Source organism: Peribacillus sp. JNUCC 23 (assembly GCF_053653995.1).
This window is the reverse complement of the sequence record NZ_CM132202.1, coordinates 1,202,681-1,226,908: the sequence shown is the minus strand read 5'-3', so window position 1 is coordinate 1,226,908 and position 24,228 is coordinate 1,202,681. Positions and strand designations below refer to the sequence as shown.

At 36.2% G+C, this 24,228-nt stretch carries 19 protein-coding genes; 4 read left to right on the top strand and 15 right to left on the bottom strand.

Annotated elements, in window-relative coordinates; translation table 11 throughout:
• Positions 1–254: 254 nt before the first annotated feature.
• On the bottom strand, positions 255–2,261 hold the full coding sequence (locus JNUCC23_RS05875; protein WP_454214775.1) for a transglycosylase domain-containing protein: 2,007 nt from the start codon (positions 2,259–2,261) through the stop codon (positions 255–257).
• Positions 2,262–2,687: 426 nt separating this feature from the next.
• Here JNUCC23_RS05875 and JNUCC23_RS05870 point away from each other — a divergent pair, with 426 nt between their 5' ends.
• Both JNUCC23_RS05870 and JNUCC23_RS05865 read left to right on the top strand, forming a co-directional pair.
• Positions 2,688–3,803 (top strand): histidine kinase N-terminal domain-containing protein, encoded by a 1,116-nt coding sequence (locus tag JNUCC23_RS05870; RefSeq protein WP_454214773.1) that lies wholly within the window; start codon positions 2,688–2,690, stop codon positions 3,801–3,803.
• 405 nt (positions 3,804–4,208) lie between these two features.
• A complete protein-coding gene (locus JNUCC23_RS05865; protein ID WP_253722582.1) occupies positions 4,209–5,522 on the top strand; it encodes a hemolysin family protein in 1,314 nt (437 codons plus the stop codon).
• 173 nt (positions 5,523–5,695) lie between these two features.
• On the opposite strand, the gene JNUCC23_RS05860 is transcribed toward JNUCC23_RS05865, so the two are convergent.
• The 3 genes from JNUCC23_RS05860 to JNUCC23_RS05850 all read right to left on the bottom strand — a co-directional run bounded on the left by JNUCC23_RS05860 (position 5,696) and on the right by JNUCC23_RS05850 (position 7,154).
• Complete coding sequence (locus JNUCC23_RS05860) at positions 5,696–6,310, bottom strand: DedA family protein (protein WP_454214771.1); 615 nt, start codon at positions 6,308–6,310, stop codon at positions 5,696–5,698.
• Between the two features lie 207 nt (positions 6,311–6,517).
• On the bottom strand, positions 6,518–6,670 hold the full coding sequence (locus tag JNUCC23_RS05855) for an Lmo0850 family protein (protein WP_157279568.1): 153 nt from the start codon (positions 6,668–6,670) through the stop codon (positions 6,518–6,520).
• Between the two features lie 85 nt (positions 6,671–6,755).
• Entirely contained in the window at positions 6,756–7,154 is a 399-nt protein-coding gene (locus JNUCC23_RS05850; RefSeq protein WP_403072411.1) for a FixH family protein, read from the bottom strand.
• Positions 7,155–7,651: 497 nt separating this feature from the next.
• Here JNUCC23_RS05850 and JNUCC23_RS05845 point away from each other — a divergent pair, with 497 nt between their 5' ends.
• Entirely contained in the window at positions 7,652–9,034 is a 1,383-nt protein-coding gene (locus JNUCC23_RS05845) for a hemolysin family protein (protein WP_403072408.1), read from the top strand.
• Between the two features lie 129 nt (positions 9,035–9,163).
• Here the strand turns inward: JNUCC23_RS05845 and JNUCC23_RS05840 are convergent, their stop codons facing one another.
• The 11 genes from JNUCC23_RS05840 to JNUCC23_RS05790 form a co-directional block, all read right to left on the bottom strand.
• Positions 9,164–10,168, bottom strand: a complete 1,005-nt coding sequence (locus JNUCC23_RS05840) for a YeiH family protein (protein WP_454214768.1) — start codon at positions 10,166–10,168, stop codon at positions 9,164–9,166.
• A 247-nt stretch (positions 10,169–10,415) separates the two neighbouring features.
• Entirely contained in the window at positions 10,416–10,826 is a 411-nt protein-coding gene (locus JNUCC23_RS05835; protein ID WP_062182535.1) for a GNAT family acetyltransferase, read from the bottom strand.
• Positions 10,827–11,951: 1,125 nt separating this feature from the next.
• Complete coding sequence (gene nikE, locus JNUCC23_RS05830; protein WP_454214766.1) at positions 11,952–12,773, bottom strand: nickel import ATP-binding protein NikE; 822 nt, start codon at positions 12,771–12,773, stop codon at positions 11,952–11,954.
• Between the two features lie 33 nt (positions 12,774–12,806).
• Positions 12,807–13,634, bottom strand: a complete 828-nt coding sequence (nikD, locus tag JNUCC23_RS05825; RefSeq protein WP_403073961.1) for a nickel import ATP-binding protein NikD — start codon at positions 13,632–13,634, stop codon at positions 12,807–12,809.
• A gap of 18 nt (positions 13,635–13,652) precedes the next feature.
• Positions 13,653–14,483: a nickel ABC transporter permease subunit NikC gene (nikC, locus tag JNUCC23_RS05820; RefSeq protein ID WP_403072398.1), complete on the bottom strand. Its 831-nt coding sequence runs from the start codon at positions 14,481–14,483 to the stop codon at positions 13,653–13,655.
• Complete coding sequence (gene nikB, locus JNUCC23_RS05815) at positions 14,480–15,424, bottom strand: nickel ABC transporter permease subunit NikB (protein ID WP_403072395.1); 945 nt, start codon at positions 15,422–15,424, stop codon at positions 14,480–14,482. Before nikB ends, nikC begins: the two co-directional genes overlap by 4 nt.
• A gap of 20 nt (positions 15,425–15,444) precedes the next feature.
• The gene (nikA, locus tag JNUCC23_RS05810; RefSeq protein ID WP_454214763.1) at positions 15,445–17,067 is read right to left on the bottom strand and encodes a nickel ABC transporter substrate-binding protein; all 1,623 of its coding nucleotides are present in this window, start codon (positions 17,065–17,067) and stop codon (positions 15,445–15,447) included.
• 534 nt (positions 17,068–17,601) lie between these two features.
• Positions 17,602–18,786, bottom strand: a complete 1,185-nt coding sequence (cntE, locus tag JNUCC23_RS05805) for a staphylopine family metallophore export MFS transporter CntE (RefSeq protein ID WP_454214761.1) — start codon at positions 18,784–18,786, stop codon at positions 17,602–17,604.
• A 123-nt stretch (positions 18,787–18,909) separates the two neighbouring features.
• Positions 18,910–19,893 carry an ABC transporter substrate-binding protein gene (locus JNUCC23_RS05800; RefSeq protein ID WP_454214759.1) on the bottom strand — a complete coding sequence of 328 codons (984 nt, stop codon included), beginning with the start codon at positions 19,891–19,893 and terminating at the stop codon, positions 18,910–18,912.
• Positions 19,894–20,809: 916 nt separating this feature from the next.
• Complete coding sequence (gene phoU, locus JNUCC23_RS05795) at positions 20,810–21,469, bottom strand: phosphate signaling complex protein PhoU (protein WP_172796852.1); 660 nt, start codon at positions 21,467–21,469, stop codon at positions 20,810–20,812.
• Positions 21,470–21,610: 141 nt separating this feature from the next.
• Positions 21,611–22,222 (bottom strand): Type 1 glutamine amidotransferase-like domain-containing protein, encoded by a 612-nt coding sequence (locus JNUCC23_RS05790; RefSeq protein ID WP_062182541.1) that lies wholly within the window; start codon positions 22,220–22,222, stop codon positions 21,611–21,613.
• A gap of 437 nt (positions 22,223–22,659) precedes the next feature.
• Between JNUCC23_RS05790 and JNUCC23_RS05785 the strand changes: the two genes are divergently transcribed.
• Positions 22,660–24,120 (top strand): SulP family inorganic anion transporter, encoded by a 1,461-nt coding sequence (locus JNUCC23_RS05785; RefSeq protein WP_454214756.1) that lies wholly within the window; start codon positions 22,660–22,662, stop codon positions 24,118–24,120.
• Positions 24,121–24,228: the final 108 nt, after the last annotated feature.

Here is a 24,228-nt window from a genome sequence, read left to right as displayed (position 1 = left end):
ATTTTTTAATAGAATTTTAACAAATCATCTCATATTTATAAGGCGAGTTACCCAAAAGAGTCATGATTTCACACTCTTCACATCGTTTATTATGTCATTTGCACGTAATCTAAACGTAGTAGATGTGGGATCTTGACTCTTTTGTTATAGGACAGCCTCTTTCACAGTTGCTTAGGTGACTATTTGTATCGAATAGTAAAAATTTTAGTGACTGTTTTGACGCTTTTTCTTCACAACCTAGTGATTGCTTTTCTTTATTTCTTAAGCAACTTCTCCCACCATTTTTCCCATGAATCCTTCAGTTCACTTCCTTTATCACGCCAATATTGTACACGTTCTTGCTTTTCTAGTTCTTTTTTCCGTTCCTCTATTAGAGGTTTCAAGCTTGCTACATAAAAGGATTCCGCTTGCTCATTTAAAAGAACATTCGTCATAACCTTTTGGAAAATAAGTGCTGTTCCTTGACTACTATGGGTGGTTAAATAATGGTCTTTATCCGAACGATCATACCCTGCCCAGACCGCTCCGACTAATGACGGTGTATAGCCTACGAACCATTGGTCTTTTACACCATTTTTGATACCTGGAATTGTCACTTGTACAGAGCCTGTCTTACCAGCAATTTCATAGCCCCGAACTGCTGCATTCTTTCCCGTGCCATATTCAACCACGCCTAAGAGCAATCGGTTCATTTGGTCTGCCACTTTGTTCTCGATAACCTTCGTACTTTTTTCTTTCCATACTGCAACTTCTTGACATTGTGCATTCTCAATTTTCACGATAGTATGAGATTCAATTCGTTCACCTTTATTTGCAAAAACAGAGTATGCCTCAGCCATCTCCTGTGGGGACACTCCCCTTTCCATTCCACCGAGTGCTAGCGATAAATTCCGGTCGTTTTTAGTTAATGGAATGCCAAAACGCTCCAATGAACCGATGGACTTCTCAATTCCAATTTCATTCATAAGCCAAACGGTAGGAACATTCAATGATTTAATAAGTGCTTCGAATAGCGGGACTTCGCCTACATATTGACCATTAGCATTAGATGGCTCATATCCTCCAAAGCTCATTTTTTCATCTACTAATAAATCGGTTAACTTATACCCTGCTTCAAGTGCTGGTGTATACACAGCTAACGGCTTGATTGTAGATCCCGGTGAAGCCTTTAATTGAGTCGCTCGATTGTAGCCGAGAAATTGATGCTCCCCTCTGCCACCCATTAGAGCATTTATTCCACCCGTTTTCGGGTTAATCAATACCATACCACTTTGAACAAGCGCATCTGTCACTCCTTTTGGAAAGTTTTCATCGTTTTCATACACTTCTTCTAAGGCTTGTTGGATAGGTTGATCAAGAGTTGTATAAATCTTATAACCACCTCTCAACAGTTCATCAATTTCCAGATTATATTTTTTCGAAGCCTCTGTTAACACCGCATCGACAAAATAAGGATATTTCCCTTTCAATTGATCGCCTTTTTGATTATGGGCTAAAATAATCTCTTCACGTTTCGCTTGCTCAGCTTGCTCTAAATCGATAAATCCATTCGTCACCATCCTCGTCAGAACAAGATTTCTCCGTTTCAGTGCAGCATCATAGTGGTTATATGGATCAAGCTTTGTCGGGATATTGATTACTCCTGCAAGCATAGCCCCTTCCGATAAAGATAAGTCATTCACATCTTTGCCAAAATAAATCCGTGCGGCTTTTTTTATTCCCCAAGCGCCATGACCGAAGTAAATTTGATTTAAGTACATTTCCAATATCTCATCTTTGGAATATTCCTTCTCTACTTCTCTCGCTATAAAAAATTCCTCAAGCTTCCTTTTAAATGTACGATTCTGTTCTAGTAAAGCAATTTTTATTAATTGTTGAGTAATTGTACTTCCGCCTTCAACTACCTTGCCGGCCTTGATATTCACATAAACGGCGCGGAAAATCCCTTTATAATCAATACCAGTATGCTTATAAAAACGATGATCCTCAATAGCGACTACAGCATTCTTCACATGGCTAGGAATATCTTCTATCGAGGCTCCTTCTGTTTTATTGGCGGTTATTTTACTAGCAAGCTCACCGTCCACATCATAAATTTCTGTTGACTGCTTAAGTTCTGTTGTTAAAAGACTAATATCTGGCCTGTAAAAAGTTAAAAAACCCACAGCTATCAGTAGAACTGCGGAAAATGAAATAAGTCCAATATGAAAAAGATAAGAGAGCTTGTTTTTATTGAATATTTTAATAAAAAAATCTTTCATTTGCCCCTCCTGAACTTAAAATTGAATGTGTTTATATGCCTATACTACTAGAGGATGTTCAAAAAGTCCGGTAAAAATAGCTGTCGAATTGCTTCAAAGCACTATCTCTCTGGTCCTCACGTATTACTGCATACGCTCCGGTCCTCTCAAGATGCGCTTCTCGAACTTCTCGGCTCTTTTTGAACACGCACTACTATAGATGCATACTTTTCTTACCCATCTTTTACCGAAGTTCCATATTGTTTTATGACTCCTTTCGCCTTTCTATTTATTTAATAACAGGTTATGATATCCCAAGAAGTTGATTTTCAGTCATTTCAGCTATGCATGGAAAATATTTAATGACCAGCCTGGCAAAAAAAAGGGTTTTTTAATCTATTGGCGAAAATACATATACAATGTCGGATTTTTCAATTGGAGGTTCAAATGATATCCATTAAAGAATCAGCGATTGATTTTCTCATAACTAATAAAAATAAAATAATCAAGGAATGGAACGAACAAATCTTTTATTCCCCAGAAGATCCTTTTTACGATAAAATTCCATTGCATTTTGGACAGTTTATTGAGCTATTGATTCAATCTTTCATGCACAAAGATGCTCATACAGATGATTCAGTAAAACAGCTTGCACATATCATAGCAGACGAACGATTACAAGCCAGAACACCTATTGTGGATTTTATTAATCATGTTTCAAGTGGACGTTCCATTCTTATACATCATTTATTGCTACAGAACATGTCTACAGTAGAAAGTCAGTCGATCTTAAAATTAATGAATTCTTGCATAGATCAATTTTTATTTGATTCAATTTCCTACTATTCGAAATTACAGTCGGAAACGGTGAAGGACCATTGTGATACTCTAAGTCAAACTCATAAAGAGAGACTTACCCTTCTCGGAAAAATGACGTCCAGTTTTGTTCATGAATTTAGAAATCCACTTACTTCTATTATGGGATTTGTTCAACTCCTTCAGGCGGAAACACCTGATATAAAATATTTAGACATTATTTCAACTGAACTTCAACAGCTAAATTCGAGGATCACTCAGTTTTTAGATATCTCAAAAAAGGAAACACAAGAATCAGAAAAAAATATATTTGATATTGGCCACTTAATTCAAGAGGTAATTGAATTCCTCTATCCAAGCATTCTTGAAGTGAATGCCAACATTAATACGAATCTGGCGAACAATATCTTAATTTCTGGTTCAAAAGAAGAATTTCGTCAAGTTCTATTAAATATTATTTTAAATGCTTTAGATGTATTATCCATTGAGAATGCGAATCCTATGATTGATATTTCTACAACAGAAGAACGATCAAAGCAACTGACCATAAACATTTCCAATAACGGTCAAAAAATTCAAGAGGATATGATTCGCGATATTTTCAAACCATTCATTACAACCAAAGAACGCGGTACAGGGCTTGGATTATTTGTATGCAAAGAAATCATTGAAAAGAATCAAGGTTCTTTAACATGCAGTTCCAATGATGTACTAACAACATTTACGATTCGAATGCCTTGTGTATGATTGATGATTATTGACTTCATGATGTTCTTTTCCTCATTATTTTTTTGTGTTTTACAGCCTGGATCAATAAATGATTGTGGCTTTTTTTTTGATCTTATTTTCATTCGTTAGAAATCGACCGTTTAATTTTGACTGAATGGATATTTTTTTTATAAAATAGAGTGAAGTGAATTAGGTAATACCTATATATAGGCTAAATATCGTGGGTCATTGGCCTTTAATCAGTACTTATTTATAGCTGTAAGTATGAAAGAGATCACATATTCATTTTTACATAATTTATTGGGAGGTGACCGGTACGAAATAATTCGTACAATCTAGTGAGATGTGACGTTTTAGCAAACTTTATTTCCCTCTTTCTTAATACGAATTCTTTTCGTTCCTTAGCGTTTGGACATAGTAAAAATACTCTTGGTAATCATACTGATTATTTTAACCGCTTTTTTTGTTGCATCAGAATTTTCTATTATCCGTGTTCGTGGTTCAAGAATTAATCAATTAATTGAGATGCAACATCCGAAAGCACCCGCAGTCAAGCAGGTCATATCTAATTTAGATGAATATTTATCTGCCACTCAACTTGGGATTACCATTACCGCCTTAGGTTTAGGCTGGCTTGGAGAACCAACGATGCGGCATATTCTCAAACCGATTCTTGAAATATTTCATATACCAGCGCAATTCAGCCAAATTCTAAATTTTCTTATCGCATTCTCAATCGTCACTTTTTTAAATGTTGTCGTTGGAGAAATGGCACCGAAAACAATTGCTATTCAAAAAGCAGAACAAGTAAGTCTGCTAGTATCGAAACCTCTCATTTGGTTCCATAAAATCATGTTTCCATTTATTTGGGTTCTAAACCATTCAGCCGGTTTTATTACTAGTATCATCGGCATAAAGCCATCCTCAGAAAGTGATATTGCTCATTCAGAGGAAGAATTGAAAATGTTATTATCCGATAGCTACAATAGCGGAGAAATTAATCAATCCGAATATAAATATGTGAATAATATCTTTAATTTTGACAACCGAACCGCGAGAGAAGTCATGGTTCCTCGTACCGATATCGTCAATTTTTCAAAAGATGATACGCTACAAGATTTTATCCAACATGCGAAAGACTTAAGGTTTACCCGCTATCCGATTGTTGAAGATGACAAGGATCATGTTGTTGGACTGGTGAATATTAAAGAAGTTTTTTCTGATATTACTAAAAGTAAAAAAGTGAAAGCCATTACCCTAGAATCATTTACACGACCTATTATCCGAGTGATGGAGAATACCCGGATTCAAGATTTACTTATAAAAATGCAAAAAGAACGGATTCACATGGCGATACTTATGGACGAATATGGCGGTACAGCAGGCTTGGTAACCGTTGAAGATATATTAGAGGAAATAGTCGGTGAAATTCGCGATGAATTCGATGTGGATGAAATTCCTCCCATCCGCAAAATAGCGGAAGAGCATTTTATCGTTGACGGTAAAACCCTTCTTTCGGAAATCAATGATACACTGAGAATTCACTTGGAAGACGATGACATTGATACTATTGGCGGTTGGGTTCTAACACAGAACTACGAAATCCAAACAGGCGATTGTTTAGAAGCAGAATCTTTTACCTTCAAAGTAAATAAAATGGAAGATCATATGATTCGCTATATTGAAATTCAAAGAGTTCCGATAGAGGATAAACAAGTTCTTTCCGAAGACGGATAAGAAAGATCAATATGCTTGTCCCTGTAAAAATATCACAAAGGATCCCCCGTTTTCTCACCTTTTTCGTGTTACATACACGTAATATGGGGTCAGATCCTTTGTGATTTCTGCTTTATCCCGGTTCAACTAACCAGCATTGGGGATGAAAAAAACCACTGATGGTTGGTTGCACTTTATTTTCTTTTGGATACGATGATGATTGGCGGTTCTTGTTTTCTTTTCCAAAGCGTATAGATAATGCCCCCTATTATTGCTACGATAATAATTGGCAGAAGGATTGGCTGAGCAATATGTTTGATCTGTGACCAATTCTCACCAAGCATATTACCTAGCAATAAAAACAGGATTGTCCATGGGATCATAGCAGCTATCGTATAGGCAGTAAATTTCACGAATGACATTTTGGCAATCCCTGCTGGAATCGAAATTGCATGGCGAACAATTGGAATAAATCGCGCAGTAAATACGACACCCACGCCATATTTCTCAAACCATTGTTCTGCAGCATCAATTTGCGTTTCTTTAATGAAGATATATTTCCCGTACTTAAGTAAAAATGGCCGACCTCCAAAATACCCTGCCCAATACAAAAACAACTGAGCAAACGTCCCTCCAATAACACCAGCAAGCAGTGCACCCCAAAAGTTAATTACGCCAGTGCCGATTAAATAGCCCCCAAACCCCAGCACAAGCTCACTAGGAATAATCTCAATCATCAAGCCTAATGCAATGCCTAGGTAACCCATCTCTTGAAAGAACAATAATATATTCATAATCAAATTTGACATCGTAAACTCCTAGTCTTCATTGTTTTATACATAGTATATAAGCTTGGCTCTACTTTTATTCTTGCTGAGTAATGCAAAAAAGAGGCTTTCCCAAAAATAAGGGTCAGACCTCACACTCTATACATAATATGAACGATATACAATAGATGTGGAGTCTAACCCGTTCGTTACGGGACAACCTCAGTTATTGATTTATACAATGGTCTTTTACTGCTTTATCTGTGGTGGTTGAACTTGCTGGATACCGACAACTAATAAGCTTGGATCTACTTGGTATAAATTCGAGAAAATATCATGACGTGACTTCGTTTTTGCAATATTGATCCCTTTACTTCTTAATTTCTGGATACAATGATTCATTAACCTGAATTCACCTCATTTATTTTTCCATTTTTTGTAACACCCAATAATACTACTTAAATCGATTATATCCATATGATTCTAATTATTCACTTGCAATTTCAATCACTTTCTCTGGCATAACATGCAGACCGTTCGCAGTTACATGAACAACAACGTAGTATTTTCCCGCTTCTTCAAATGTATAGCTGCTACTGTAATCCCCTTTAGCCATATGTTCGACAGGTAGCATTTTTCTCTCGTCTTGTCCCGCTTTACGAACCTCAAAGACCACATCGTCAGCTTCTTCTACCGCCTTCGATCCTTGCATGACCGAAGCAACCAGTTTCACTTCTGTACCACTTTCCTTTGCCCCTTCTATTTTAATCACAGCGGTCAAAGGAATCAGTTGACTACTGACTTCTTCTCCTTCAGGTTGAGCTTTTGCTTGGCAAGCTACAAGCATCATGCTTAATAATACCCCTATTATTATTTTTTTACTCATCTTTTCTCACCTTCTATTATTTATCACACCTTTAGTCATAATTGCCCAGTAAACATGAAATCATACGTATTTTTTCCAAGAAGAAGATTCAAACTTACCAATCCAAACATTTATGAGATCTTTTGAAAAAGGCTAATATATGTTCATAATGAGCCATATAGTTAAAATTATAGCGATATTAGGTCATTTTTATAGTTTGACGATATGGCTTTCCTTTTCTATAATGAACGTATTTACTTAATTTTGAAGCTGGGGTGATTAGATGGGGTATTAATGAATGGACGAATAAACACACAATTTTTCCTTGACCAAAATGCTGGTAGAAATATTATTCTTATCGCAAGACAGGTCGAAGTGATTTCCCGTCCGTATGCCACTGGTCACTGCGCTTAATTTCAACGGTGCAAAAACTATACGAATTTACCAAACAACTTATTCTTTAATATCTTAGGAGGTGGACTCCTTATTCGTCTTCACGACGAGTTAAGGGAGACTATTTGGACATAATAAACTTGGTTTTCATAGCCATTTTAATTGCTTTGACGGCATTTTTTGTAGCCTCGGAGTTTGCGATTGTGAAAGTGAGAAGTTCAAGAATTGATCAGTTGGTCGATGAAGGTAGAATCAATTCAGTCCCAGCTAAGCATGTTATTTCCAATCTAGATGAATACCTTTCAACCTGTCAGCTTGGAATTACTGTCACAGCTCTCGGACTTGGGTGGCTCGGCGAACCGACGATTGTAGAGCTGCTTAAACCTTTATTGACGCAATATGACATGCCAACTTCTGTTACACATTTCATATCGTTTGCCATTGCTTTCGCTTTTATTACCTTTATTCATGTGGTAGTTGGCGAATTGGCACCGAAAACTGTAGCCATTCAAAAAGCTGAGCAAATAACCTTGCTCGTAGCTAGACCATTGATTTTATTTAATAAAATCATGTATCCATTTATTTGGATTTTAAATGGTTCAGCTAGGTTGCTCGTGAAATTGTTTGGAATTGAGCCTGTTTCAGAAAATGAATTGGCCCATACAGAAGAAGAACTTCGTATAATCGTGTCTGAAAGCTATAAAAATGGTGAAATTAACCAATCAGAGTTTAAATATGTGAATAACATTTTTGAATTTGACGATCGGATTGCCAAAGAAATTATGGTACCTCGTACTGAGATTGCGACCCTATCGATTAATGATACGATAGAAGAATTTTTCAGCGTGATGTCAAAAGAAAAATATACTCGCTATCCTGTGATTGACGGCGATAAAGACCATGTCATTGGGATGGTTAATATTAAGGAACTGTTCACCGAAATGATTGCAAATAAAACACAATCCACCCAAACAATTGAACGTTACGTTCGTCCAATTATTCGAGTGATCGATACAATTCCAATTCATGATTTACTAGTAAAGATGCAAAAAGAACGTGTTCATATGTCTATTTTAATGGATGAATACGGCGGAACTTCCGGATTAGTGACAGTTGAAGATATCCTAGAAGAAATCGTAGGCGATATTCGCGATGAGTTTGATCTTGACGAAATTCCTGAGATTCAGAAAATGAAGGAAGATCATTATATTCTTGATGGTAAAGTGTTAATCAGCGAAGTAAATGATTTGATAGGGCTTGAAATCATCGATGACGATATGGATACAATCGGCGGCTGGATCTTATCAGAGAATTACGAGGCTAAGCAAGGCGATATCATCGAACATGAAGAGTATTGCTTCAAAATAAAAGATATGGAAGACCATCATATCCGTTATATAGAAATCTACAAAACAGTAAAAATGACCAATGAAGTGAAAGAGTTTCCACAGCATGTAAATGTGCATAAACAAGGAAAAGCACAGCCTTCTACTGAAGTCGTTTCATAAGATGAAAAATGAGGAAAGGATCAGATCCTTTCCTCATTTTTACTTTATACTCTCCATTTAATCGAACTAACAAGTAAGAAAAGAAGATTTCTATCTGATTGGCAATCTTAAATCAAGTTTCCTTCACTTTTAGAGAATAAGCCATGCAATCAGAAGCGCAGCCGCTAGTATTTGGACAACTGACAATAACCCAATATAGATGGCGACCTTCCCACCTTGTTCAACTAAATCTCTCATTTGAATTCTCAATCCGATTCCCGCAAGAGCAACTACTTCAAAAAAAGTCCCGGTATTTTGTATTACTTCCTGCAGTAGGGTCGGGAAGGCAAATAGGCTATGTAATGCACATAGTAGCAAAAATCCTGAAATATACCAAGGGATTGGCAATTTTATTTTTTTACTCTTCTCCTTTTTACTCTTCTCAACAGGGGCTTTCTTGCTATATCTCATCAACACATAAATGACAACACCAAGCAATAAGATCCTGACCATTTTATAAACCGTAGCTTCTTCCTTTACGACTTCACTTACCATACTTCCACTTGCCACAACTTGTCCAACTGACTGAAGCACTCCTCCAATCATTGCTGACGATGGTTGCATCTCTTGTTTATATAGCAGTGTTGTTACAAGAGGCAAAACAAACATGAGGACAGTGCCGGTTAAATTGACAACAGTTATGGCAAGTGATTTTTCCTTTTCCGCAGCTTGAATAGCGGGGGCTGTCGCAGCAATCGCTGAAGATCCACAAACAGCATTTCCGCTCGCCATTAATAGCCGAAAGTTTTCTGGAAGTGCTAACTTTTTTCCAATCCAAAGCGCAGCCATCAGCGTTATTGCCATTTGTAACAGGATAAAAGTCACTCCAGAAAAACCAATTTCTACAATTGAATGTAAACTGATAGAACCGCCTAATAAGATAATTGCATAATAAAGCAATTTAGATTCTGAATATTTCGTTCCTGCATTGAACCGCTTCATCTTACCAGTACCAATATTGCCGACAATAATCCCGGCAATAATTGCAAATGTTCCTGCTCCAAATAAAGCAAATGTATTTGCGATTAAGATGGAGAAACAAGCGATTACGAGACATAAAACTAAACCTGGTACGATTTCTTTCACTTTAGTCATTCTTAATCCTCATTTCTAGGTGCGCTAAACAAAAGGCTCATTTTATCATAAGGCCTATTAAAGTTGGATTCAATCCCAAAATTCTTTTCACCTTCTTTTCTATTTTAGAATAAAGTTAAAGATGCCCTTCCCCACTTTATTATCCAAACCTATTTTTTAATAAAGCGTAAACGAAAAAACAACAAATAAAGATGTCCCGTAACGAAATTGGACACCTTCATTGATATTTTTCTAATTGTACAAGTCCTTACTTAATCCATTTTTCCATAAACACCAATTCATCTGTGTTATACCCGAGATTTTCATAGAAGCCAATTACTTTTGAATTATCGTATTCAATCAAGAGATTGATTTTTTTACAACCAATTCTTTTTAACCTCTGTTCTAATTCTTCCATAATCAATTTACCCACTCGTTTTCCTTGATAATCAGGATGAACAGCTAAATGATTGATCCAGCCCCGGCGTCCATCATACGAGCCCATCACAGACCCTACGATTTTCTCGTTTTCTTCTGCAACTAAAAACAACTCTGAATCTCTTCCTACTTTATGTACAATCCCTTTGAGTGAATCTGAAGCTGATACTGTAATTCCTGCCTGTTCCCAAACATTTGCTACCTCTACATAGTCCCCTAATGTAAACTCGCGTATCTTCATTGAACATCCTCCATTACGATTCATTTATTTGTCCCATTCATCCATATGTATTTTTCATTCACATGATTCTGATAGTCATTTTTTTCTTCTCCAGGATATTCGTACACTCTTTGCTGTCAAGTAACTTGCCATTTATTCAGCGTTAGTAATTTGTTCAAAGTATTATTAGTACCGCGTTCATATTGAATTTAGATGAAATCTGACAGCTTTCAACATTTTTCTAGCTGTATAACTTAATTTTTTGTCAGGAGTAAAATCCCTGCATTTCTATCATTGGGAAATATCGTAAAACAATCATTCATTTCTTTTTGCATTATAATTCTATCATTTTCACATTATTATGAAAACATTAATTGTGAGATCTAATAAAAAAGATTGGGTGCAGCATATCATGTAAAATAGAGCTGAAAAGATTTAAAGTCAATAAGGGAAATTCAGATAAAGTCGAGGAAGAAGGATAACTACTAAAAGCGCTGCTCCAATTTTTAATAATCTTTTTATAATGGAAACCTCTTTTCCCTACTTTGAATCTAAAATACGTAATCTAAGTCTACTTTTCAACTATTACTTTGTTTCCATATTATCTAAAAGAAAACAAACCACTTACATTAGGAATAGGTGTATTTGCCACTTAATTTATGTATGAAATGGCAGTATATTTTTTTCATCAAGAAAACCACCGTGTTTATCTTTATAAAGTCATCTTCAGTAATAATAAACACCTGTGAACCTAATAGATTAGCAGTACTACTCTAAAGGCTTTATTTACATTTCTTTTAATATGCCCCGTAGAAGTACTTTGGATAAAATAGAATTCATATTACTGAGATAAGTCAAAACAGATGAAAAGTTCCATCGGGCTATTGGTTTTTGGATAGGAAAACAAGTTAGAAAAAACAAAATTCTCTCCTACTTATATGGAGAGAATTTTTATTCGTATTTATCAACACTTATTATGAACATAATCTATCTGTTTTATTAAAATCTAAAGAGGAATGTAATTAATCTGTATCTTTCACTTTTCTAAAAGTTTCATTTAGGTCTTGTAGCTCTTATTTTCCCACTTTCACCTAGCTCACGAGAAAATTCTTCATCCACACTATTCGGTTCTATTTTTAAGTTATACTAGGTCTTACTAATCCTTGTTGGAAGAGAACGAAAACGTGGATGCTCAGCAAGGATAGAACCTCTCATCTGTTTAACAACAGGATGTTCTGACGAAAAAAACTGATTTTTAGAATCGTAAAACTCGATTAATTCTCCTTTTTCTAGTACACCAATAGTATCAGCGATTGTATAGGCTGCCTTAATATCATGTGTTATAAAAAGATAAGATAAACTGAAGTCTTTTTTTAACTCGCTTAATAATTCTAAAATTAGTGTTTGATTAACCATATCTAAACTACTTACTGACTCGTCTAAGACGATTAGTTTTGGCTTAAGAGAGATTGCTCTAGCAATATTGATTCTTTGCAGTTGTCCACCGCTAAATTGGTGTGGGTATTTTTTTAAATCCTTTTCACTTAGGCCTACTCTTTCCAATAACTCAATAACGGTTCTTCTTTGTTCGGCTATAGTTAATTTTTCATAGTTTTCTAATGGCTCACCTATAATACTCTCCGCTGTCATTCGTGGATTGACCGATGAATACGAATCCTGAAAGACAACTTGCAAATCACGGCGTATTTTTTGTCGAATAAGCTTATCAGCAGTATAAATATCATGCCCTTGAAACAAAACCTGTCCTTGCTGTGGACGTTCTAAGCCAAGAATCACTTTTCCTAAGGTGCTTTTTCCAGCTCCACTCGTGCCAAGTAGTCCTAAACATGTTCCTTCGTCAATAGTGAGGGAAATGTTAGTGAGTACTTTTCTAGAACGGTCTTTCCATTTAAAAAACGTATTAGAATTATAGCCATGAGATACTTCTTTTATTTGTAATAAACTCATTTGTTCACCCCTCAAAAGAATGCAATCTATATATCACAACATATGGGTGATAGGTTCTTCAAGCTGTAAGATAGGACGGGCATTCAGCAGTTGCTTGGTATACTCATGCTGCGGATTATCAAATAGTTCAAACACATTTGCAGATTCTACAATTCTGCCATGTTGCATTACAACAACATCATCTGCCATTTCAGAAATGACTCCAAGATCGTGAGAAATGAGTAAAATGGATGTTCCAAATTCAGAACGAATTTTATCCAAGTGGCGAAGTACTAGTAATTGGTTATGAACGTCGAGTGCAGTTGTTGGCTCATCAGCAATAATAACGGACGGATGTAAACATGCGGCCATAGCAATCATCACGCGTTGAAGCATACCCCCACTCAATTGAAATGGATAGCTTTTTAATAATTTTGCGGGATTGGGTAGGTTTACATTTTGCATCGCATCGATGGCAAGCTCCTTTGCTTGTTTTTTATTCAATGAGGTATGAGACCTAATCGATTCGACAAATTGATTGCCAATTGTAAAAACAGGCGTAAATGCATTCATCGGATTTTGCATAATAAAGGCGATGTCCTTTCCCCGAATTTCACGCATTTCTTTATCGTCTAAACCATTCAATTCGCGTCCTTGTATAGTAATGCTCCCTTCAATTCTCGCTGTTTTCCGGTCAAGAAGCTGTAAGATGGACATACTTGTAACGGTTTTACCACTGCCACTTTCCCCTACAATACCTAGTACTTTCCCTTGTTTCAGTTCAAAATTAATGTCCTGAACGAGGGTGGAGACACCATCTTTTGTTTTTACTTGTACATGTAGATCGCTAACTTTTAATATATTCGATTGTTCTGTTCTCAATCTTCTCATTCCTTTTTATTAACGACGTTTGACTCCAAAACGTTCTGTAAGCGCCTCGCCTAATAAATTAAAGGTGACGACAACGAGCATAATCATCAAACCTGGATATAGCATTAATTCTGGATTCGTCCGAATATACGATTTTCCTTCATGAATCATCGCCCCCCATTCTGGTGTAGGGGGTTGCACACCTAAACCTAGAAACGACATGGCTGATATATCCATAATGGCCCAACCCATTTCTAATGTACCCATAACCGCGAGCGGTGGGAGGACATTTGGAACAATATGTTTCCTTAATATCCTCCATTGAGACGAACCGCTTATTTTAGCTGCCGCAATGTAGTTTTGTTCTTTTAGACTTAGCACCATTCCTCGGAAAATTCTCGCGTAGTACACCCATTGCACAAGGACCAATGCAATGATGACTTGTTTAAGGCCAGGTCCCAATATTCCAACAAGACCTAGAATGAGCAGAAGATTTGGAAATGCCATTACACCATCACAAATTCTCATAAGCACCTGGTCCACCCAACCACCTTTATAACCAGCAATGGTTCCAACAATCAAACCAATGCCTAAAGATGAAATGAAGATTAATGTGGCAAAACCTAACGATATACGAGCACCATACAAGATTCGTGATAACATATCTCTTCCTAAATGATCGGTCCCTAATAAATATTCAAAGGAAGAGTGCTGAAGTTTATTAGCTAAATTTACAACATTAGGATCATTTGGTGCAATCCAAGGAGCTAAGATGGTGATGATAAAAAGCAAACATAATATGAATGAACAAACGGTAATCGCTTTTTGGCTTCTCAACATAACACGAATTCTTGTTATCATTGACTTTGCCCTCCTTTTCTGGAGATGCGTGGGTCAATATACATTTGAACAAGGTCAACAATCAAGTTGCTAATAATGAATAGACCTGCTGCTAAAATCACATAGCATTGAATGACTGGAACATCCCGATTAAAAATAGCTTCAATAAAATAACGACCAAACCCTGGCCATGAAAAGACCGCTTCGACAATAATTGTTCCGGTCAATAGTTTTCCTAGATTCATCCCAAGACCCGTAATCATTGGAGAAATGGCAATTCTCAATACATGTTTTCCCATAATGACTTTTTCATGTATCCCTCTTGTACGTGCAAAAAGGACATAAGGTTCCTGTAAATTTTCAAGAACGCTAGCACGTAATAGTCGAGTATACAAAGCTATTAATGGCAATGCCAAAGTAACTGAAGGAAGTACTAGATGCTGCCACGTCCCGATTCCTTCTACGGGGAAAAGATCGAGTTTAACAGAAAAGAAAAAAATCAATAAATAACCAAGCCAAAAGGAGGGTATCGATGCCCCGAAAAAAGAGAGTAGTCGACTAAAATGGTCGACCGCACTGTTTTTCTTTATGCCTGCAAAAAAACCAAGTGGGACACTGACCAGGATCGCTAATATAATACTACCTAAAGTTAACTGAATGGTCGCTGGCATTCGATATGTAACCTCGTCCCAAACAGGTTTATTCGAAACAAAAGATATGCCAAAATCAAAATGGCATATCTTAATAATAGAGTTTACATATTGAACAAGGAGAGGTTGATCTAAGCCAAAATCATGTCTTTTCTGAGCTAACATCTCATCAGTTGGTTGGATATGTGCAGCTGATAAATATGCCTCAGCTGGGTCCACCGGTGAAAGTTGAATCATTCCAAACGTTATAAGATTGGCCAAAAAGAAAATAGGAATAATGGCCATAAATCGTTTCAAGATATAAATACCCATGAAAACCCTCCTGTCGTATACTACTCGATGCTAATTCCTGTGAATGGGTGTTCATCCCGGTTAGCAGGGAAAGTAAAATTAGATACGTCTTTTTGATAGACAGCTATTTTTTTAATATAAGAAATAGGTGCAATTGCCCCTTGGTCTTGTAGTGATTCTAAAATAGAGGTGTAAAGTTCTTGACGTTCTTTTTCATCTGTTGTTCGAGGAACCTCAGCAATTTGTTTTAACAAATTATCTCTGTTCGGATAAGATGAAATGGCTTCACTAAATCCAAATCCTTCTGAACCAACGATGTTTACAAAAGTATGTGGATCATATGGTGCGCCATAGTTACTAAAGAAATTTAAATCAAATTCATTTCCTTTAAATCTTTGAATTTGAACCGTAAGCTCTACTCCAACGATATTTAATTTAACGCCTAGTGCTGCCCACTCAGATTGTAATGTTTCAGCCATTGCTTTTTGAATCGATTCAGCAGAGTTGTACATTAATTCAATTTCTAGGGGTTTTCCGTCTTTTTCACGGACGTTTTTTCCTTTTGGCAACTTCCATCCTGCTTCATCTAATAAAGCTTTTGCTTTTTCAATATTATAATCAATTGGGGTTATATCAACAGCTGAAGTGTAAGGGAAGTTTGTTGGTAATATATAATCCGCCTTCTCCTCCAACCCAGAAGTCACGCCTTCTACCATTGCTTGTTTATTAAATCCATACTGTAGCGCTTGACGAACACGTAAATCTGAGAGCTGTTCTTTCTTTGTATTCATAACTAATTGTCTTGTTGCAACTGCTTCAGAAATACTAGTCTGATAGGAACCTGTTGAGTCTAATTGTTTGAAAGCATCTATACTGATAACACCTTCACCATAAATTAGGTCTAGGTCACCTTTTTCAAAAGCAAGAACTCGTGTTTCAGCATCTGGAATAATTTTGATTTTAACTTTCTCTACTTTAGGGAGTTCACCCCAATAATTTTCATTACGTTTGAAAATAGCATATTCATCTGCTTTATATTCTTCCAAAATCCATGGACCTGTACCTACTGGTTTTGTAACACCTTTTGAAGTGTCACCATCTTCAGGAAATCCAGCATCACCTAAGAACCGAACTGGACGAACGACAGCTAACTCCTGAATAGTAGGGTAATATGGTTCCTTTAATGTTAGTTTAAACGTGTATTTGTCGATTACTTCTGTTTGATCCACTTTCGGTATAAAACCTAACCAACTATGTATATCAACATTTTTCAATATAGCATCAAAGTTCTTTTTCACATTTTCAGCATTAAAACTTGTACCGTCAGAATATTTCACATCTTGACGTAGATTGAAAGTATATTCTTTCCCATCATCGGAAATTTTCCAAGATTCTGCTAAATGTGGTTTCAGCTCTCCTCCATCTTGGTAGCTAACTAGAGGTTCATAAACCATTGATTGAGCAATTAATTGAGAAGGATTATAAACATGTGGATTCATTTCGCCTATATCTCTAGGCCAAGCTAAAGTAAGCATGTTTTTACTCTCTTTATTTGACGCTGAATCTTCTTTTGATTCATTTGTACATCCAAGTAAAAGCGTTGATAAAATAAGAACGATTGCAAATATAAGTAACATTTGAGTGCTAGTTCGTCGTTTGGACATTAAATTGGTGCCTCCTGTATGATATTGAAAATCATTTTCAATTGTAAAGAGTAAACATATGATTGTCAATATCATTTTGAATACTCTGGAAGGGTGAATTATATAAAAGTAAATATGTTTCAAAAAGTCTGTTTTAGCACTGATACCAAAGCATTTGAGTTGCCAGTGGCTAATTTTTGATAAGTTCTTTCTATATTATACGTTTTATCATTGATATTGGACTCGGTTGAATCTTTCCCTCTTTGTTTATCTATGTATAAATCTCTTTCATGGCCTGAATCTGCCATCCTTCATTTTTATCCAGCGTATATCACCTATTGAGACACTATTAATCCCCTCCAAATTAGGATTCGTAATGTCACGTAAGACTTAAATCAAAATATTTATCGTTGTAAATCCACACTTACCTGCGCTTCATCCTTAATATCCACACTTTCACGGTTAGGAAGTGTTTCATTCGACTTGCATTAAAGGGATAGCTCAAACAAAACACGAATTTCGTATGCTAAGCGCAGTAGACCCATTGAATTGGACTTACCACTCTTTGATATTAATTTTTTGGTTTCGTTGAAAAACTACTAATCCCATTACAATGATACCTAGTATAGAACAAGCCACAAACATGGTTGAAAATGAAGCAAATTGAACAATGAATCCCATAGCAAGACTACCTAGAGAAAAACCCAGATCATATGAAGCAAGAAAAACACCTAATAGAATATGTTTTGACTCTTCTGGTACTGCAAATGAAATATAAGTTGTTAATGTTGGATATAACATAGCTGATGCTAAGCCATTAAACACAGCTGCAACATATATATATGGTCCGATTATAGAACTACACGCAAGGATTGTGGTTCCCACAACAGATGAAAATAAAACAAGAGTGATAAATTTAGGATGCCATGTTCCGTCTGATGGAATGTGTTTTCGTAAAATAAAGCGACTAGCCACAACTATAACAGCTTGAAAGAATAAATAAAGTGCTGCATTTCCTACATTTTCATTAACCATATATAACGGTAAAAATGTTGAAATTGCTCCGAATATACATGCACCTATTAACATCGTGATAGAAGCAATAACCAATCCTTTATGATGTTTTGCCTTCTTTATTTCTTTTAACATGTCCTGTAACGTGAATGATACGTTTGGCTGTTTTGTTTTTGGTAGAGGGGAACGAATAAAAGATAATAGTGGTAAAACTGCTAAAGTAATAATACATACTTGTAGATATATCTTATCTGTTTGTGACCAAAGCAATAGTGCTAAAGCTGGCCCATATAAGCTTGGCATAACAGATGAGAGAGAATACATAGACATACCTTGCCCACGATCTTTATCTCGTAGTGTTTCAGATATCCCTATTTGAATAGCCATTGAGAAAAAGGCTGTTACTATACCTTGTAACACACGTACAACATATAAACTGTCGATACCAAAAGTAATGTAAATTAACAAAGTGACTGCATGACCTAGTAAAAGCCATTTCATAATGGTTAATACACTGTACCTAGCAACAAGTTGTCCAGCCCATGGTCTTAAAATCATACATACGAGCATATATACTCCCATGATAATTCCGATTTCTCCTTCTAACATACCACTATCGGAAGCCTGTAAAGGTAAAATGACTGTTAACACTGAGCTAGCTGTAAAAAAACACATGGAAAGTATATATACTTGAATCATTGGTAATGATAATGGTGTATATTTCATTAGCATTTCCTCCTCATCATTACTCTTATATTTATTGGATGTAACCATGCAAAGAAACGAGTAAAACCAGAAAGCATTAATATACTTTCCGGTTTCTTCTAAATCGAAAAAATTTTAGAAATCTTACTCATTAGTCATAATTTCTTCAATTTCATTTAACATTTTGTTAGCTGCAATTACACCGCCAGCTGTATTCCATACTGCGTCACTTACCTCATACGCATGTCCCTTTTTTACTGCATTCAGATTTTTCCAAAGAGCTTCGCTAGTCCACTCTTTAGCCGTGTCAATTGCTTTTTGATCACCGTCTGGTGCATAAGTAAAGTAGAATAATATATCTCCATCCATTTTAGGAATCAGTTCTTTACCCGCTTCAACAGAAAAATTTCCAAGCTTATTATTTGCTTTAAATAATTCTTTTTGTTGTTCTGCACGTTTAAATCCTAACTGATCAAAAAGCACTCCAGAGAATGAATCCGTATAATAAACATAAGAAGTGCCCGCTAAGAAACGTACAACTGATACTTCTTGGTTTACTTTATCACCTAGTTTGTCTTTCACAGCTGCAACGTGGTTATCGAATTGCTGTAATACTTCATTTCCCTTATCTTCACTATTGATTGCTTTTGAATATAGACTAAAGTTTTCTTTCCATTTTCCTGTTAAAGTTTCAGAAAAAACAGTTGGAGCAATTGCACTTAACTTCTCGTAAATAGATTCCTGACGAACCTTATTTCCGACAATTAAATCTGGCTTTAAAGCAGCGATTTTTTCTAAATTAACTTCAAGCTCAGTCCCTACAACTTCCACTTCACCCATGTCATCTTTAATATGATCATACCACGGATCTCCAAGCCACGATTTCACAGCACCTACAGGTTTTACGCCCATAGCTAAAAGTGCTTCTGTCCCTTCATTTGTTAAAACGACAATACGCTTTGGTTTTTCAGGAATCGTTGTTTCCCCCATAGCATGCTTCACAGTATATGATTGATTTGATTCTGTCTTAGTATCTGTTGTCCCAACTTCTTTGTTGCCGCAAGCTGCTAAACAAACTAAGCAGAAAATGGATACTAACATTATTATAGTCTTTGAATATGTACGCATTTCAACCTCCAGATATTATTTAAATTGAGAACGATTATCATTTTCATCATTATAATATTGTATATATAACTACTTTGTCAACAACATTTATAGTTTTATGTATGAAGCAAATGTGACTCTTGGAAAAAGATTGATCAAAGTGGATTCTTATCCAGCAGAAGTTTCGTTTTAATAAAAAAGTTTGATCATTTGTAAATTTCTTCAACAATCAAAAAAAGGAAGGATCGATATACAGTCTTAATTGCTAGGCTGCTCATTAAATCTATCCTCTATAGAGTAGACATTTTAAAAAGCCTACTTTATTAGGGTACTTTTATATATAAATATTACAATGGGGATCGAGGAAAGATCAAAATAAGTAAAAAGCTATTTAAGGGTAGAATCAGGATAATGCGGATTTACAACGTTAAGGAAATCCAAATAAAAAAAACCTAATTTCTCGGTGTTATAAGTGAGAAATTAGACTTTAGCTACTTCATTAAAGCGTACTATTGCTGAAGATTGTTGATTATTCTTTTGGCTCAATTAGTCTTTAAGAAAAGCCACCTATTGTTCGGTCACTATCTATTGAATCGAACAGATATTATCACTCATTATTAAAACCTACTGAGTGATGTATTTAACATCTTCCAAGAGGATGGTCAAAAAACCACAATCTATACGAAAAGAGCGTTTTAAAAAGTTAAATTTATGCTACCAAATGACTTTTGGGAAAGAATTAATACTTTAGATTCGATAAATATACTGCCAAAACATACATTGGTTAACTGCCAAATACAGAATCCCTTATTTCCCGTTTCCACAGCATTTTATAAGATTACTCACAATGTTCAATTTTTCAATATAAAAAGACGTGTGCCAATTCACACGCCTTACATGGTACCCTTTACTAATTTGTCTAAACTTTTATAAAGATTTAACTGTTTAAATCATACAGCTGACCTTTTACCATAAAAACAATATTTTCAGAAATATTTGTTACATGGTCACCGACTCTTTCTAGATCGCGACAAACAAATGATAATTGGGTAACTTGAGACGTTACTTCAGGATTTTTTGCAATATATTCTAATAATTCCAGGATAAGTCTTCCATACATTTCGTCAATCTCATTATCGAGCTCTGCCGTTTCTCTTGCCTTATCTTCATCTTGCACATCGTAAGCGAGCATGACTTGATTTAACATCGATGCTGCTTTCTCAGCCATCAAAGGAATATCATATAATGGTTTAAACAATTCCTTTTCGCCGATACGAATGGTTGATTTTGCAATATTTACAGCCAAATCCCCTATTCTTTCTAAATCTGTTGAAATCTTTATGCTTGAAATTATTCTCCTTAAATCTGATGCAACAGGTTGTTGCTTAGCGATCAGCCAAATAACCTTTTCGTTTATTTCCTGATCAATTCGATTAATTTTATAATCTTTATCAATAACTTTTAATGCTCGGTCAATATCCTGCGCGACTAAAGCCTCTACAGATTCATGTAATGCATTAGCTGCTCTTGTCCCCATTTCAAGCACCAAATTTTTAAGAGCAAAAAGCTCTTCTTCAAACCCTTGACGAACACTCATTATTTATCCTCCCTTTATTAAACCAAAACTGTATTCCTAATCTTAGCTTCTATGTATTAGAGCATATAATAGAAGGATCATGATTTTCAACAAATTTACATAACATTTACATTCCTCATTTGTTTCAGCAATAGTCAACTATTAAATGACAATTGCACCATCATCTCTAAGACGATTAACATAACAACGATGCGCCCGTTCAAACTCCAGTAAACGCTCTTCAACTCTTCTTCCTTGTTTATCAGGATACAACGTTTCGTTCCCATAGTGTGGAAAAACCCGTACATCCGTTAGCGCTAAACCTGTTAAATCATCCAAGCCTACCGAATCCATTTCTGGAGAGAAATGTTGCATCAACTTAATATCAGGGCCAAGAACGATAGAACCTGTGCCTACCCCTATCAGCAGTCCACCATTTTGGACAAACTCTCGAATAACCGTATCTGCCCCACTCCTTTTGAGATGATGCAATAAATAAAATGGATTACCGCCATTCAAATAAATGACATCTGATTGCCGAAGTGTCTCAGGTTCTTCAAACTCAATATCTACAAAACGAACATTCTTCATTCCCATTTCATGAAAATCACGCAATATCTTTAAAGCAAACTCATTATTCGATTTCTCATTAATTGAAGCTGTCGTTATTATTGATATCCTAGCATCCTCTGGTTTAGTTTCAAAACATTGCAAAAAACGACTTCTAATTGCATCTGTATAAAAACCAGCTGATGTTAATAAAATTTTCCCCATCGACTCTCCCCCTCGCTTTCTATGTTTAACAGTTCAGCAGCGATTAGGAAAACTCCTGCTGTATTTCCCAAGATATTCATCATCACTTGTCTCTAATCCTATTTTCTCTCTAGTAAATATTGCGGAATGGGCAAACTAGATCCATTGTAGAGCTACACCCTTCAGATGATCACGCTTTCTCTTTGGTTTTGAGGCAACCACCTGTCTTTAATTAGGTAGCTATATACTCTATTCATTGCCAAAGACGCATGTTATAATCAATTCCGTTGCATTTCCACACGTTTCCTATTTAATCAAGTCATTTTCTGTGGAAAAAAGGTGCGGAGCTTCGCACCGCCACCTTCATTAGGTGATGCAATTTGAGAACCTGAACCTTTTTCATCAATTTAGTTAGGATCAGATGCTCATGAATATTTTTTAGATAAAGGAGTGTTTACTTGAATACCGCTAGATTAAAACAAGAATGGTTTGGCAATACACGTGGCGATATCCTATCGGGCATTGTTGTTGCATTAGCCTTAATTCCTGAAGCGATTGCATTTTCAATTATTGCAGGCGTTGATCCGATGGTTGGTTTGTACGCCTCATTTTGCATTGCAATTGTCATTGCCTTTGTAGGTGGTCGCCCTGGGATGATTTCAGCCGCGACTGGAGCAATGGCACTTGTCATGGTTGATTTGGTTAAAGATCATGGCTTGCAGTTTTTATTAGCCGCGACCATTTTAACTGGAATCATCCAAATTTTCCTTGGCGTATTTAAAATTGGCAAACTAATGAAATTTATCCCAAGACCTGTTATGGTTGGCTTCGTCAATTCACTGGCGATCTTAATTTTCTCTGCACAATTGACTCACTTTGTCGGTGAATCATGGGTCATGTACGTGATGACCGCAGGTGCACTTGCGATTATTTATTTATTTCCTTATGTTACTAAAGTCATTCCATCCCCGCTTATTGCGATTGTTGTCATGACCATTATCGCTGTCACGACAGGAGCTTCTGTGCGGACAGTCGGTGATATGGGGGAACTTACACAAGCGTTACCTACGTTCTTCCTTCCTGACGTTCCATTTACGATGGAAACATTCATGATTATTCTTCCTTATTCACTTGCATTAGCATTTGTAGGACTACTAGAGAGTTTATTAACCGCTCAAATTGTAGATGATTTAACGGACACAGAAAGTAATAAGAACACAGAAGCACGGGGCCAGGGTATCGCAAATATCGTTGCGGGTTTTTTCGGTGGCATGGCTGGTTGTGCCATGATTGGTCAATCAGGTATTAATATTAGATCCGGCGGTCGCGGTCGACTTTCTACCTTTGTTGCTGGTGGTTTTCTATTAATATTAATTGTTCTATTAAATGATGTTCTTGTGAAAATTCCGATGGCAGCCCTTGTTGGCGTGATGATTATAGTTTCAATTGGTACATTTGATTGGTCATCACTGAAAAAACTGCATCTGGTTCCGATCACCGACACATTGGTCATGCTAGTAACAGTAATCGTTGTTCTTTACACAAATGATCTTTCAAAAGGTGTATTTGCCGGCGTAATCTTAAGCATGATTTTCTTTTCGGCTAAAGCTTCTAAAGTGCGAGTTGAAAAGACAGTAGTTGAAACCAGCAAAGAGACTTTATACTACGTACGAGGTCCTCTGTTCTTTGCGTCCGTACAAGACTTTGTGAAACAGTTTGACCTGCTGGAAACAACTGATCGTGTTGTTATTGATTTTAGTGGCTCGAAAGTCTGGGACGATTCTGCTGTAGGTGCCGTGGATAAGATTATCTTGAAATATCGAGCACACAGTAAAACGGTCCAACTTAAAGGTCTTGATACAGAAAGCTCACAACTGCTCAAAAAACTAGCTGCATATAAAGTTGAGACAGTAAATTAATCTATACAAATCTGTATGGCGTTAGAACGCCACCATTTACCATAAAGAATTAATCCTGTAGCACGCTACACCCGCCTCATCACAATGGTGGCGGTGCGGAGCCGGAAT